The 13,546-nt window shown below is 34.7% G+C and carries 14 protein-coding genes; 10 read left to right on the top strand and 4 right to left on the bottom strand.

All coding sequences use genetic code 11. From position 1 onward, the window contains the following. Window positions 1–56: 56 nt before the first annotated feature. The gene (locus tag HJ01_RS02280; protein ID WP_007136653.1) at window positions 57–1,589 is read right to left on the bottom strand and encodes a helicase HerA-like domain-containing protein; all 1,533 of its coding nucleotides are present in this window, start codon (window positions 1,587–1,589) and stop codon (window positions 57–59) included. A gap of 387 nt (window positions 1,590–1,976) precedes the next feature. Here HJ01_RS02280 and HJ01_RS02275 point away from each other — a divergent pair, with 387 nt between their 5' ends. From HJ01_RS02275 to HJ01_RS02240, 8 genes are all read left to right on the top strand, one after another. Further along, on the top strand, window positions 1,977–2,795 hold the full coding sequence (locus HJ01_RS02275; RefSeq protein ID WP_007136652.1) for a MotA/TolQ/ExbB proton channel family protein: 819 nt from the start codon (window positions 1,977–1,979) through the stop codon (window positions 2,793–2,795). 36 nt (window positions 2,796–2,831) lie between these two features. Next, window positions 2,832–3,443: an ExbD/TolR family protein gene (locus tag HJ01_RS02270; protein ID WP_007136651.1), complete on the top strand. Its 612-nt coding sequence runs from the start codon at window positions 2,832–2,834 to the stop codon at window positions 3,441–3,443. 18 nt (window positions 3,444–3,461) lie between these two features. Next, window positions 3,462–4,010, top strand: a complete 549-nt coding sequence (locus tag HJ01_RS02265) for an ExbD/TolR family protein (protein WP_007136650.1) — start codon at window positions 3,462–3,464, stop codon at window positions 4,008–4,010. A gap of 39 nt (window positions 4,011–4,049) precedes the next feature. Then, a complete protein-coding gene (locus tag HJ01_RS02260; RefSeq protein WP_007136649.1) occupies window positions 4,050–4,847 on the top strand; it encodes an energy transducer TonB in 798 nt (265 codons plus the stop codon). Beyond that, window positions 4,847–5,077, top strand: a complete 231-nt coding sequence (locus tag HJ01_RS02255) for a hypothetical protein (RefSeq protein ID WP_007136648.1) — start codon at window positions 4,847–4,849, stop codon at window positions 5,075–5,077. Before HJ01_RS02260 ends, HJ01_RS02255 begins: the two co-directional genes overlap by 1 nt. A gap of 3 nt (window positions 5,078–5,080) precedes the next feature. Beyond that, window positions 5,081–6,010 carry a PstS family phosphate ABC transporter substrate-binding protein gene (locus HJ01_RS02250; protein WP_007136647.1) on the top strand — a complete coding sequence of 310 codons (930 nt, stop codon included), beginning with the start codon at window positions 5,081–5,083 and terminating at the stop codon, window positions 6,008–6,010. Window positions 6,011–6,048: 38 nt separating this feature from the next. Then, window positions 6,049–7,719 carry a tetratricopeptide repeat protein gene (locus HJ01_RS02245; protein ID WP_007136646.1) on the top strand — a complete coding sequence of 557 codons (1,671 nt, stop codon included), beginning with the start codon at window positions 6,049–6,051 and terminating at the stop codon, window positions 7,717–7,719. Window positions 7,720–7,931: 212 nt separating this feature from the next. Continuing rightward, on the top strand, window positions 7,932–8,564 hold the full coding sequence (locus HJ01_RS02240) for a 7-carboxy-7-deazaguanine synthase QueE (protein WP_007136645.1): 633 nt from the start codon (window positions 7,932–7,934) through the stop codon (window positions 8,562–8,564). Window positions 8,565–8,703: 139 nt separating this feature from the next. On the opposite strand, the gene HJ01_RS02235 is transcribed toward HJ01_RS02240, so the two are convergent. Both HJ01_RS02235 and HJ01_RS02230 read right to left on the bottom strand, forming a co-directional pair. Continuing rightward, complete coding sequence (locus tag HJ01_RS02235) at window positions 8,704–8,976, bottom strand: hypothetical protein (protein ID WP_238531062.1); 273 nt, start codon at window positions 8,974–8,976, stop codon at window positions 8,704–8,706. A gap of 148 nt (window positions 8,977–9,124) precedes the next feature. After that, window positions 9,125–9,832: a class I SAM-dependent methyltransferase gene (locus HJ01_RS02230; protein ID WP_007136643.1), complete on the bottom strand. Its 708-nt coding sequence runs from the start codon at window positions 9,830–9,832 to the stop codon at window positions 9,125–9,127. Between the two features lie 71 nt (window positions 9,833–9,903). Between HJ01_RS02230 and HJ01_RS02225 the strand changes: the two genes are divergently transcribed. Continuing rightward, window positions 9,904–10,398 carry a YkgJ family cysteine cluster protein gene (locus tag HJ01_RS02225; protein WP_007136642.1) on the top strand — a complete coding sequence of 165 codons (495 nt, stop codon included), beginning with the start codon at window positions 9,904–9,906 and terminating at the stop codon, window positions 10,396–10,398. A 29-nt stretch (window positions 10,399–10,427) separates the two neighbouring features. Here the strand turns inward: HJ01_RS02225 and HJ01_RS02220 are convergent, their stop codons facing one another. Next, window positions 10,428–11,699 carry an exo-beta-N-acetylmuramidase NamZ domain-containing protein gene (locus HJ01_RS02220; RefSeq protein WP_238531061.1) on the bottom strand — a complete coding sequence of 424 codons (1,272 nt, stop codon included), beginning with the start codon at window positions 11,697–11,699 and terminating at the stop codon, window positions 10,428–10,430. Window positions 11,700–11,781: 82 nt separating this feature from the next. On the opposite strand from HJ01_RS02220, the gene HJ01_RS02215 reads away from it, so the two are divergent. Then, window positions 11,782–13,017: an ABC transporter permease gene (locus HJ01_RS02215; RefSeq protein ID WP_040473624.1), complete on the top strand. Its 1,236-nt coding sequence runs from the start codon at window positions 11,782–11,784 to the stop codon at window positions 13,015–13,017. Window positions 13,018–13,546 lie beyond the last annotated feature (529 nt).

Here is a 13,546-nt window from a genome sequence, read left to right as displayed (position 1 = left end):
CTGAAAACTTTGGTTTTATTGTTTGGTAGCTTATGACAGGAGGACTTCTTAATCTTTTATTTTTTCATTATTTTCGACAAAACTCCGAATACGCCTCTAATAAAGGTGGCACTTGTCAAAACTTTTAAAACTGATTTGCCCATCGCGCCAGTCTCTTTTTTCTCTTGAGTTGTTCTAGTTTTAGTGGCTTTTTGCTCTTGTTTTTCGTGTTCCTGTTTAGCGGCTTCCGCATCGATTGCTGCAATTTTTTTATTCAACATTTCGTATGCGCTTTCCCGATCGATAATTTCACTGTATTTTTTCACTAACTTCGACTTGCTGTTGATTTCTTGTATTTCACTTTCTGTCAAAATATCCATACGGCTCATGGGCGCGCGCATCATGGTTGCTACAAGCGGAGTAGGGATTCCTTTTTCGTTTAATGCTGTAACTAATGCTTCGCCTATTCCTAGGCTAGTCAAGACTTCACTGGTATTGTAATAGTCAGAAGAAGGGTAATTGTCAGCGGTTTGGTTGATGGACTTTCTGTCTTTGGCTGTAAAAGCCCGCAACGCATGCTGTATTTTTAATCCTAATTGGGCTAACACTCCGCTCGGAACGTCCATTGGATTTTGTGTTACAAAATATATTCCCACTCCCTTAGATCGTATTAGTTTTACAATTGTTTCAATTTGTTCTAACAAGGCTTTACTAGCTTCATTAAAAATTAAATGTGCTTCGTCAATAAAAATTACTAATTCTGGTTGGTCTGAATCTCCTTTTTCAGGCATTTGTTGGTAGATTTCAGCTAGCATACTTAACATGAAAGTCGAGAATAATTTGGGCTTATCCTGAATATCGGTCAATCGGAGTACATTGATATAGCCTTTTCCGTTTTCGTCAATTCGCATTAGGTCGTCAATATCAAACGACATTTCGCCAAAAAACAGTTCTGCTCCCTGCTGTTCTAGTTCAATTATCTTTCTAAGAATGATTCCAGTAGTCGAGGTGGATATTCTTCCGTAACTTTCTGTAATTTCCTCTTTTCCTTCCTCGGTAATATAGCTGATGATCTTTTTGATGTCCTTAAGGTCTAATAAAGGCATCTTGTTGTCGTCACAATATTTAAAAATTACCGAAACTACACCGCTCTGTGTGTCATTGAGTCCCAGTATTCGCGAAAATAAAATAGGACCAAATTCAGAAACGGTGGCACGAAGTCGTACTCCATTCTGTTCGGACAGGGTTAGTAGCTCAACTGGGAATTTTGCGGTATGATAAGGAAGGTTTATTTTGGCGTGGCGATCCGTAATAAATGATTTTTCTTCGCCTTCTTTTGCAACACCGCTAAAATCACCTTTAATGTCCATCATTAATACTGGGATTCCAAAAGAAGACAATTGTTCAGATAAAACCTGGATGGTTTTCGTCTTTCCTGTTCCTGTTGCACCTGCAATTAAGCCATGTCTATTTAAAGTCTTTAATGGTATTTTTACATGGGTATCTACCAAAGCTACTCCGTCAAGGATTGCTCCGCCTAGAATTATACTCTCTCCTTTTGAGGTATACCCTTCTGTAATGAGTTTTTTGAAATCGTCTTGCTTGCCCATAGCTTAATTGAATTAAAATGAGATGCAAGATATTATAATTAAAATTATTTTTGATTTAAATAGAAGTAATTTCGTGTTTAATGCAGCTTTACTACAGTTTCTTTGCTAATAATTAAAAAAAATATTCTCAGCTATAACAGTGGTAATTTTGAATTAATATCTTATAAATTCATAAAAAGATAGTTTTTTTTTCAAAAAGCAGTAAATTTGTTTAATGATGTTGATGAAAAATCAATTAATGGTTAATTCCAATTTTATTCCGAATAAAATTAATTCCGAATAAAATTAAAAAAAGTTTTTTTATTTGAACTAATCATATAAATTTGCGGGACTACAAGTTTATTATAACTAAAAATAAATTATTTAAAACTATTAAAATTAAAAAAAATGGCAAACGTTAAAAAAGAAAGCACTTCAAACGGTGGAGGAATGGTTTCAGGGCTTATTATTGTTGCATGTATTGGTGTTGGTGTATTAATCTGGAAATTCATCATGGGTAATCCTTCGAATTTTGAAGGTGGAAATATTGAAACTGGGCACCCTTTGAATCTTTTAGGACAAGTATATCATGGAGGTGTAGTTGTACCAGTATTGTTAGGAATGTTATTAATGGTTCTTGTTTTTTCTATTGAAAGATTTTTCGTTATATCTAAAGCAGCTGGTAAAACTAAATTAGATACTTTTATGACTAAGATACAAGCAAGTATCAAAGAAGGTCAAATCGAAGAAGCAATTGCATCTTGTGATAAACAACAAGGTTCTGTTGCAAATGCAATTAAATCAGCACTTGTGAAATACCAAGCAGTTAAGAAAGAAGGATTTAATAGCGAAGAAGCGGCAGAGACTATTCACAAAGAAATAGAAGAAGCTACTTCACTTGAAATGCCAATGTTACAAAAAAACATGACAATTATTTCGTCTTTAGTTTCTTTAGGAACTCTTGTTGGATTGTTAGGAACTGTATCGGGTATGATTAAAGCATTTGGTGCATTGGCAGCAGCAGGAACTCCTGATCAAGCGGCATTGGCAAATGGTATTTCTGAAGCACTTATTAATACTGCAACTGGTATTGGAACTTCAGCTGTAGCGATTATTTCTTATAATTTCTTTACTTCAAAAATTGATGACTTAACTTATTCTATTGACGAAGCTGCTGTTTCAATTGTGAATACTTACAGAAGATTCAGAGGAAGTTTGAAGCAATAATATTTTGATATTTATATCAAATAAAAAACATAAAGAATGGCTAAAATAAAAATAAAAAAAAATCCGGGGTCTACAGACATGACTGCTATGTGCGATGTCGCATTCCTTTTGCTTACCTTCTTTGTAATGACTTCAACAGCCAAAATACCTGAAGCACTAGTTGTAGATCTTCCTGCTTCACAAGTTCAGACTAAATTGCCTGAATCTGATTTGGCTACTTTGACTGTAGGTCAAGGGAAAGTGTTCTTTGATTTGAAAGGAAGAGAAGTTCGTACTAGAACCTTAGAGTTGATGGGAGAGAAATACGGTGTGGCTTTTTCTGATGCTGATAAACAGACATTTTCAATGATGGATGATTTTGGTGTTCCAATTCTTAATCTTCAACAAATTATTGATATGAAAGCATCTGATAGGAGTAAAGCAGGGCAACCTGGTATTCCTATTGATTCACTTGATAATCAGTTAAAGGAATGGATCTATAATGCGCGTATTGCGAATATAGAAGTGAACGATAAAGAATTGCAAGTTGCCATTAAAGGTGACGGAAAAGAAGAGTATCCAGCCATTAGAAAAGTGATGGATATTTTGCAAGAGCAAAAAATCAATAGCTTTAGTTTAGTTACTGGTTTGAGAGGAAAAGATTTTTAATAAAAAAAAGACACTATAATGGCTGAATTAAATACCGGCGACGGTGGAGGCGGAAAAGGTGGTAAAGTAAGAAGTAAAAAATCAAACGCAAAAGTAGATTTAACTGCTATGGTGGATTTGGCTTTCTTGTTAATCACATTCTTTATGCTTACTACGACGTTGTCTAAACCTCAATCGATGAGTTTGGGGTTGCCAGATAAAGATGATGATCCTTCTAAAAACAAAGATATTAAAGTAGATGAAAATCGTACGATGACTGTCTTGTTAGGAGAAAATAATAAATTAATTTATTATATGGGGTTGTTAGCAACGCCGATTGGTGGTCCAAAAGACATGACTTTCGGTAAAGACGGAATTCGTAAAGAATTATTGTCTCGAAAAGTATCAGTTGTGGAGTATACAGGGAGTAAAGACAAAGGGATGATTGTTATTATCAAACCTAGTAAGAAGTCGAAGTATAAAAACTTAGTTGACATTCTTGATGAAATGGCGATTACGGGTGTTGAAACCTATGCTATCGTACCTGAATTTACACCAGAGGAACAAAAATTGTTAGAAGGAAAGTAAGTTTATTCTTATGCCCCAATAACCTAATAATTAAGAAAAATGAAATTAGACATATTAAAAAATCAATGGCTTGATATCGTATTCGAAGGGCGTAATAAAGTTTACGGAGCTTATGAATTAAGAAAGTCAAACAGAAAGACTACTATAAAAGCGCTTGTTCTTGGAGCGATATTTTTTAGTGTTGCTCTGGCAGCTCCTCTTATCATAGACTTACTTCCTAAAGGTACGGAGGAAGATATGGATAGGGATATTAAAATCACTGCTATTAAACTTCCACCGAAGAAAAAAGAAGAGCCTAAACTAAATGTGCCACCACCACCACCGCCACCACCAAAAGTGGATCAGGTTAAGTTTGTGAAACCAGTGGTTGCAAAGGCAGAAGAAGTGACTGAAGAGCCACCGAAGATTGTCGAAATGAAGGAAAAAAAGATTGGTGCTGAAACAATCAAAGGAGATCCTGATGCAGTATTAACTGTTGCGCCAGTAGGACCAGGACCAACTAAGATCGTTGAGGAAGACAATCAAATTTACAACACAGCAGGTATCGAGGTTAAACCTGAATTTCCAGGAGGGATGGATAAGTTTTATACTTATGTAGGTAAAAATTATCGTGCACCGGAAGAAGAAGGTTTGAAAGGTAAAGTTTACGTTACTTTTGTTGTTGAAAAAGATGGTTCATTAACAGATATCAAAGTGCTTAGGGACATTGGTTACGGAACAGGAAAAGAAGCAATAAGAGTTTTGGAAAGATGTCCTAGATGGAATCCAGGAGTTCAAAATGGAAAACCGGTAAGGGTACTTTATTCTCTTCCGATCACTATTCAAACTGCAGATTAATGTTGGAGAAAACAAATAGAAATATTCAGAAGAAATCGCTTAAAGAGCGATTTCTTCTCGTTATAGGAGTTTTGTTTTTTGTTGTTTATTTTGTTTTGGGATTATTTGTTATCTTTATGGATAACTTTCCTTTAGACATGAAACGTGAATATCGGATTGGTTTTGGAATCCTGCTTATTACTTATGCTTTTATTAGGTTAGCTCGTTTTATTAAAGATAACAAAGATTAAATTATGAAAAATTTCGTGAAATATCCGTATTTAGCTGCTGCTTTAGTTTTTATGCTGTTTATTGCATGCAAACAAAGTGATTCTCCAAAGAAGGGTAATGAGACAATTCTTAAAGGAAAAACAACGATGCTTGTTGATGAGACATTGAAGCCAATTATTGACGATCAGGTGGAGGTTTTTGAAAGTAAATATGATGCTAAGATTACATTAGTAGCAAAATCTGAGCGTGAATTAATAAATGCTATGCTTAATGATACGAGTTCTATTGCTGTTTTGAGCAGACCGCTAAGTGGCGATGAGGCGAAGGCTTTTCAGTCAAAAAAGATTGTCCCGAAAACGACTAAGATTGGAACGGATGCAATCGCGTTTATTTCAAGCAAAAGCAGGAAAGATACTTTAATTGCGTTAGAGGACGTAATTATGTTTCTACAAGGGAAAGAGCAATCTAGTGTAAAGGGACTGGTTTTTGACAACCCTAATTCTAGCACGGTACGATACATGAATGATTTGGCAGGACTCAAAGAAATGCGGGAAAAAGATGTTTTCTCATTTAAAACAAATGAAGACGTAATTAAATACGTATCGGAAAATGAGGGTATGATTGGGGTACTGGGAGTCAATTGGTTATCACAACCAACAGCCGATATGAGAAAAATTATAAAAAATATTAACGTTTTAAATGTTAAAAGTCTTAATAATATTGGGTATTTTGCGCCTTCTCAAAATAACATTGCAGAAGGAAAGTATCCTTTGGCACGTGATTTGTATATAATTAATTGTCAAGGATACTCTGGATTAGGAATGGGTTTCGCCTCATTTGTTGCAGGGGATATAGGACAAAGAATAATTTTAAAATCTGGTTTACTTCCAGTTAGGGTACCAGGAAGGAATATGATTATCAGAAATTCAATCAATATTGAGCCGAAAAAATGATAAAGAATATGAATATGAATAAATTAAAAAAAGTTAAAATGAACAAATTTAAAATTTTAAGTGTTGCCTTTTTGGCTACCGTAACGTTAAGTCACGCGCAAGATATCAGTGAAGCAAAAAAAGAGATTGACGCCGAAAAGTTCCAAAATGCAAAAACAACTTTAAAATCAATAATTAAATCTGATCCAGACAAAGGGCTTGCTTATTTTCTTTTAGGGAATGTTTATCTTACTCAAAAGGTAGCCGATTCTGCAAAGATTAGCTATGAAAATGGTGTTAAAGCTAAGGATGAAGCGCATTTTAATTATATAGGATTAGGTCAAATAGATCTTAACGCAAATAATACTGCCGCTGCCAAAACTAAATTTGAATTGGCAATAAAAGAAATGGGAAGAAGAGATTTTGAAGAGTTTGTATATGTTGCTAAAGCATATATGAATGCTGATAAGCCCGATTTCAAAGCTGCTATCAGTACTTTAAAAAGAGTTAATGAGAAGTATACTCAAGAACCATTAGTCTTGCTAGCTTTTGGTGATGCTTATTATGGTGATAAAAATCAAAATGAGGCGTATTCAGCATATCGCAATGCGTTTCAAGCTGACAATTCGTTAATTAGAGCAAAAATGCAGTTAGGAGTTTTGCTTAAAGGAGCTAAAGCATATACTGAAGCTGTAAAAGCATTCAATGATGTAATTGCAACGAACCCTAACTACGGACCTCTTTACCGTGAGTTAGCTGAAACTTATTACTATTGGGCTGTCAATGTTCCATCAAGAAATGATGAGTATATGAAAGAAGCATTGTCGTATTATGAAAAATACATGGGTCTGACAGATTATTCTTTAGCTTCACGTATGCGTCATGCTGACTTCTTGATTGTTGCTCGTGATTATAAAGCTTTAGAAATTGAAGCTAATAAAATGAAGGAAATTGACAATGTAAATCCAAGGATTTTACGTTATTTAGGGTATTCTGCATACTTCAATAATAATGTAGATGTTGCTATTAAAGCATTACAAGACTATACTTCAAGTGCATCTAATAATGTGATGTCTCTTGATTACTTATACCTTGGTTTATCTAATATTAAAAAAGCAACAATGGGTGCTGACGTAACAGTTGCTGAACCAATATTGTTTAATAAAGGGATTGAACTTGTTAAGAAAGCATATGACATGGAAAATGCTGTTGCTAACGACTTAAGTGAAGCAGGGAAAGATCTTTATGAGAAAAAAATGTATAAAGAAGCAGCTGCTATTTTTGAAATTGCAACTTCTTACAAAGAATCTAAAAACTATTTGCTTGACAATTTCTATTTAGGAAACTCTTTGTATTTTGATAATACAAAAAGTGGCGCTGTAAAAGATACAATTGCTTTGAACAAAGCAGATATTGCTTTTGGAAATGTGATTGAAGCTTCACCAGCTACTCAGGATGTATATGTTTACCGTGCAAGAACTAATAGTTTACTTGGAAATGATGAGTTGATGATTAAGTATTACCAACAATACATTGACATTGTAACTAAAAAAGGTGCTGAAGAATTGGCTAAACCTGCGGTAAAAACAAAGTTAATCGAAGCTTATAATACTATGGCTGCTGGTTACGCTAACACAGATAAAGTAAAAGCTATTGAGTTTTTCAATAAAACACTGGCGATGGATCCTGAAAATGGATATGCAAAACAGTCTTTGAATACGCTTAAATAATATAATTTATTTAATAGTTTAAAACCGATAGCTTTAACGCTATCGGTTTTTTCTTGCATTAAAATGAATGAGTTTGTTCGTGCTTTTTTTGTGGTAATAGCGTACTAGTATCCTTACTTCTTATGTTACAGGTAGTAATTTTTAGAAAGCATTTCCAGATAATTAAATTACTCCTTTTCAAATTGGTTATATTTGCACTTTAAATTACAATAATGCTATCAAAAGAAGTACAATTAGAAGTTAATAAAGGGGCAATGCTACCCTTAATGGAAGAGTTTTACACAATTCAAGGGGAAGGTTTTCATACGGGAACTGCAGCTTATTTTGTAAGAATAGGGGGTTGCGATGTCGGTTGTCATTGGTGTGATGTTAAAGAAAGTTGGAATGCTGCTTTGCATCCACCTACAAGTGTCGATTTAATCGTTGCTAATGCCAGTAAGTATGCTGAAACTGTTGTTGTGACGGGAGGGGAGCCGTTAATGTGGGATATGACTCTTCTGACACAGATGCTTAAGGATAATCAACGCAAGGTTCATGTTGAAACTTCAGGTGCCTATGACCTTACTGGAACTTGGGATTGGATTTGTCTTTCCCCAAAGAAAAATAAATTACCAACAAAAACAGTTTACGACAAAGCGCATGAATTAAAAGTCATCATTTTTAATAAACATGATTTTATTTTTGCGGAAGAGCAAGCTGAATTGGTAAACGACGATGCTATTTTATTTCTTCAGCCTGAATGGAGTAAAAAGGAAGAAATGACACCGCTAATAGTAGACTATGTGATGAATAATCCAAAATGGAGAGTGTCACTGCAAACGCATAAGTATCTAAATATACCGTAATCAATATAGTAGATACTAACTAAAGAAGCCAAACAACAATTGTCGTTTGGCTTCTTTAGTTATATTAAATTAAACAATTGTTTTTACCAGTTGTTTCTTTTTTTAATTCGGTAATATGTGCTAAATGATGGTTTCCATGCTAGGCATAGGTGCCAATTATTTCTTTAAGTGGAAATTCATTTCCGTTATCTGGATGTATGAATTTCTTTTCTAAATCTTTTTCGGATGGACTATTCATAATATAAGTGAGTCTGAAGTGTAATCCCTCGAGTAATGATAAAGTGGGTTCGATAGGCATAGTCATGTTATCATTTAGTTGAGACCACAAATTTTCATCATATTGTTTTATGACTGGTGCGTTTTCAGTCAAAGTCCATTTTATTCTAATGTAGCAACTGTCTAATTGATCCATTGTGAAATCAGCGACTTCCTTTTTTAACTTTTCCGGAAAAGCGACTATTTCTGCTATTTTTTCAGATAAATAGTTTTTGGAATAAATTTCAGGAGCGGTAGATTTTCCATTTATCGTGTTTTTACTCTTTTAAGTCTTTGTATTACTTCTAAATCGAAAGCTTTGCCAAATAATCATAATGCTCGCCTTCTAAAATCAATTCTGATTTTAAGTCATTGGCGAAAGCCGCGTTCTGAAGGGTGTTGTAATCAATATACATCCAGTCAAAAGGTTTTTCTTTTTCGCCTTTGTAGGCAATTTTGAAAACAACTTCACCATAATAGGCATTATCTGATGGGATCCATTTTCCACCATCTTCGTCATCGTCAAACATATAGATGATGTCAGAGCTATCCATCAAAATTTGTCCTCCAGGATTCAAAAGTGATTTAAGTTTTAGAAGGAATTTTGGAATGTTCTTTAGTTTTCCACACATACCTGCACCATTCATCAATAACAGAATGGTATCGTATTTCTCGTTTTCTAAGGTCATCACGTCTTGAACTCTTGCGTCTTTTATTCCTCGTAATATACATGCCTTAATAGCATTTGTAGAAATATCAATCGCCGTTACGTTTAGATTTCTTTCGTTTTGCAAAGTCAAACTGTGACTTCCTGCGCCGCAGCCTACATCTAGGATTCTGCCCTTGGCAAGTTGAAGTGCTTTTTGTTCCATTTTGGGCATTTCACTATAGGAACGGAATAAATAAGCGACACTCATTTCGTCTTCCTCGGAAATAGTGGTTTCGGTAATTAAGTCTTCAGGAGAATTATTCGTTTGAAAATCAAGGATGGCTTTGCCAAAAAGGTCTTTCATTTATTTAGTTTAAAGTTTACTGTTTGATTTAGAAAGTTTATTTTTGCAGATAACAACTTTAAAATTTAAAATTGAAACCATCTTTAAACGATCTTGGAAAACTTGCCAAAGATAAGCATATAGAAAATAAAAAGTATTTCGATAAGCTTAAAAAGAAAACGCCTAAGAACTTAGATTATGTGATGCAGGATTTGCATAATGCAGAATTTAAGAAAACGGATTGTTTAAAATGTGCAAACTGTTGTAAAACAACTGGTCCATTATTTACATTGGCTGACATTGAGCGTGTATCAAAATACTTGAAACAAAAACCACAGCAGTTTATCGAACAAAACCTGCGTATTGATGAGGATAAGGATTATGTGCTGCAAAGTGTTCCTTGTACTTTTCTCGATAATGAAAATGCCTGTATGATATATGATGTAAGGCCGAAAGCATGTAGAGAGTTTCCTCATACTGACCGAAAAAAGTTTAATCAAATCACAGATTTAACTTTAAAAAACATTTCAATCTGCCCTGCAGCTTACAATATAGTTGAAGAAATGAAAAGGAAAATGCCGATGTAATGCATCTCGTTTCCAAGATTCGGCTATTTTTATAAACCTGTTGAGTGTAAAGTTAAATAAATCAAGTATTGACTTCTCATTTCTTTAAATTCGATTAATCCTTTTTCCCAGCTTTTTCTTATTTCTTCTTCAGGGACGCCATTTTCTATTTGTAGCTGCAGTTTTTTAGTTCCTGCTAACTTTGTGAAAAACCCATTAAAGAATTTTGATTTTGCCGTAGTGGTTTTATAGGCGCTAATCAGCCATTTTAATTGTAATTGGTTTACTTTGTCAGTAGCCGATAAATCTTCACCAAAACATTCAAGCCCATTATAAACTGGATTTTGGGCTCCAATGTTTGGCTTTGGAATAAAACTAAAGTCGCTTTGTGGCAAGAAGGGTGATCCGTAAATTTGAAATTGTTTTTCCGTTCCCCTTCCTACACTTACATTGGTACCTTCAAAAAGACATAAACTCGCATAAAGATTAATAGCTTGGTCATTTGGAAGATTTGGTGATGGTTTTACGGGTAGGCTGTAATTAATCTGTCTGTCGTAATTTGTGCAAGGGATGATAGTCAGTTTGCATTGAATGCCGTTTTTTAACCAATTTTCACCATTGATCATTTGTCCGTACTCACCGATGGTCATGCCATGCAAAATGGGGATGGTGTGCATTCCTAGAAAACTGGAATATTCCTTTTCTAAGACCGGTCCGTCTATGATATTACCATTTGGGTTAGGTCTATCTAGAATAATTAGCGGTATGTTCTGTTCGGCACAAGCTTCCATTACATAATGGAGAGAAGAAATATAGGTGTAAAATCTTGCGCCGACATCTTGTAAATCAAAAACCATAATGTCTATTTCGGCTAATTGCGCTGGCTTCGGTTTTTTATTGTCGCCATATAGTGATATGATGGGGAGTCCTGTTTTGGGATCTTTCCCGTCAACAACATGTTCACCAGCATCAGCAGTACCACGGAAGCCATGTTCTGGCGCAAATATTTTTTTTATTACGATATTTTTTTTTACTAGAAAATCAACGATGTGCGTGTTGTTTGATAAAAGCCCCGATTGATTAGTTACAATCCCAATTTTTTTATCCTTTAATAAAGGAAGATATAGTTTGCTGTTCTCTGCGCCAGTACCTATTGTCTGTAAAATACTTCTTTTGACGATTTCGGCATCTCTTTTCTTAAATTCAGAATCTTGTTGCTTGATTGAACTTCCACAAGAAACTAATGTAAGGATAAGGCAATACGATATCATTGTTGTCTTTCTGAAGGTCTTAATCGTGAAAAATTGGGGTGAAAGCTTCATGTTTTATTTTAATAAGTGAAAAATGGAGCGATTCTTGGCTGAAAACTTTATGTATATTTGCATGATAACCAAAACACCTCTCTTGAATTTAGAATATTTCATAGCCAAACGACTAATAACTGCTAAAGATTATAAAAGTAGCATATCTGCACCAATTATAAAAATTGCGATTTCGGCCATTGCCATAGGAATGATCATGATGATCGTTTCAGTAGCAACAGGAATTGGGTTACAGCAAAAGATTAGAGAAAAGATTTCTGCATTTAATGGACATATTATTATTTCCAATTACGACAATAATCAATCTGAAGTTACTTTAGTTCCGATTTCAAAAAAACAAGATTTTTATCCCAAGTTTAAATCTGTTGAAGGGGTAAGTCATATTCAGGCCATTGCAAGTAAAGCTGGTATTATAAGAACAGAGACTGCTTTTGAGGGAATTGTTTTTAAAGGAGTGGGGGCTGATTATGAATGGAAAAACATAGAGGATTATCTGGTTTCGGGAAAACTGCCCGATTTTTCAGCCAAAGTAAATGAAGATGTATTGATTTCCCAATTTCTGGCCAACAGATTAAAACTGAAAGTGGGAGATGCTTTTAATACGTTCTTCATGAAAGAAGGCCAGAATAAGTTGCCTAACATTCGAAGGTTTAAAATCATGGGCATTTTTAATTCGGGTTTTCAAGAGTTTGATGCTACTTATATTATTGGGGATATACGGCATATGCAGCGAATCAATAAATGGAAAGCAGATGAAGTTGGTGCTTTCGAAGTTTTCGTAGATGATTTTGACGATATAAAACGGGTAGGAGATCAGGTGTATCAGCAAACAGGTTCAACTCTCGATACTAAAACCATAATTGAAAAATACGGTTATATATTTGAGTGGCTTCAATTATTTGATTTCAACATCATAGTCATTTTGATTGTTATGATTTTAGTTGCTACTATTAACATGGTGGTGGCCTTGCTGGTCCTTATTCTTGAACGTACACAAATGATTGGGATATTAAAGGCGCTAGGGGCGAATAACTGGAGTATTCGTAAAATATTTCTATACAATGCATCCTATTTGATTCTTCGCGGATTATTCTGGGGAAACCTCATTGGAATATCTGTACTGCTAATCCAGCAGTACTTTGGGATAATTAAGCTTAATCCTGAAAACTACTATGTAAATGAGGCACCAGTATATCTTAATTGGGTATATGTCGCATTGCTGAACCTTCTTACAATAGGCGTTTGCTTTGTGGTGTTATTAATTCCGTCCTATATAATAACTAAAATCTCACCTGTCAAAGCCATTCGTTTCGATTAAAGGGAGAATTGATGCTCTATATATTTAATTTGGAGCTATTTCCTGCTATTCACTACAATCTTATATGCCCGAACCACGGCATATAAGGATTTCCGCTGCTATCAGGGCTAGTGCATTTGCGGTAGAGCTGTATTCGGGTACAAGTAACAACGAAATTGTTTTTAATAAAGACGGTATTAAGCTTATTTGCTAAGGTTTTATAGGGTTAAGCTACTTCTGCGAAGCCTCTTTTTTTGGAAGCATAGTTCCGATGGTTTGCTATCCGGAGTAGGGAAGGGTGTGCTTGAAGACTTAAATTTATAAGATATGGGTAAACCGCTTCTGAAAAGTCTCGGTGTACTTGAGGGATAGGGCTTGGGGGAGGAAGAAAGTTCTTCTTTAAAATTCAGGATTTCAGCAACTTAAAATTAAAGTTAAGAAAAGAATAAAAAAAGGTAAATAAAAAGCTTGAATTAGTGAATAAAGGTGGTAGTTTTGCACCCGCAACAACGCAGACGTTCTTACTTATTTAATGGAAAGCAAAATTTAA

The sequence above is a fragment of the Flavobacterium frigoris PS1 genome, assembly GCF_000252125.1.
In the GTDB taxonomy this organism is placed as follows: domain Bacteria; phylum Bacteroidota; class Bacteroidia; order Flavobacteriales; family Flavobacteriaceae; genus Flavobacterium; species Flavobacterium frigoris_A.
Note: the sequence above shows the minus strand (reverse complement) of the source record. Positions and strands in the feature narration are given on the sequence as shown.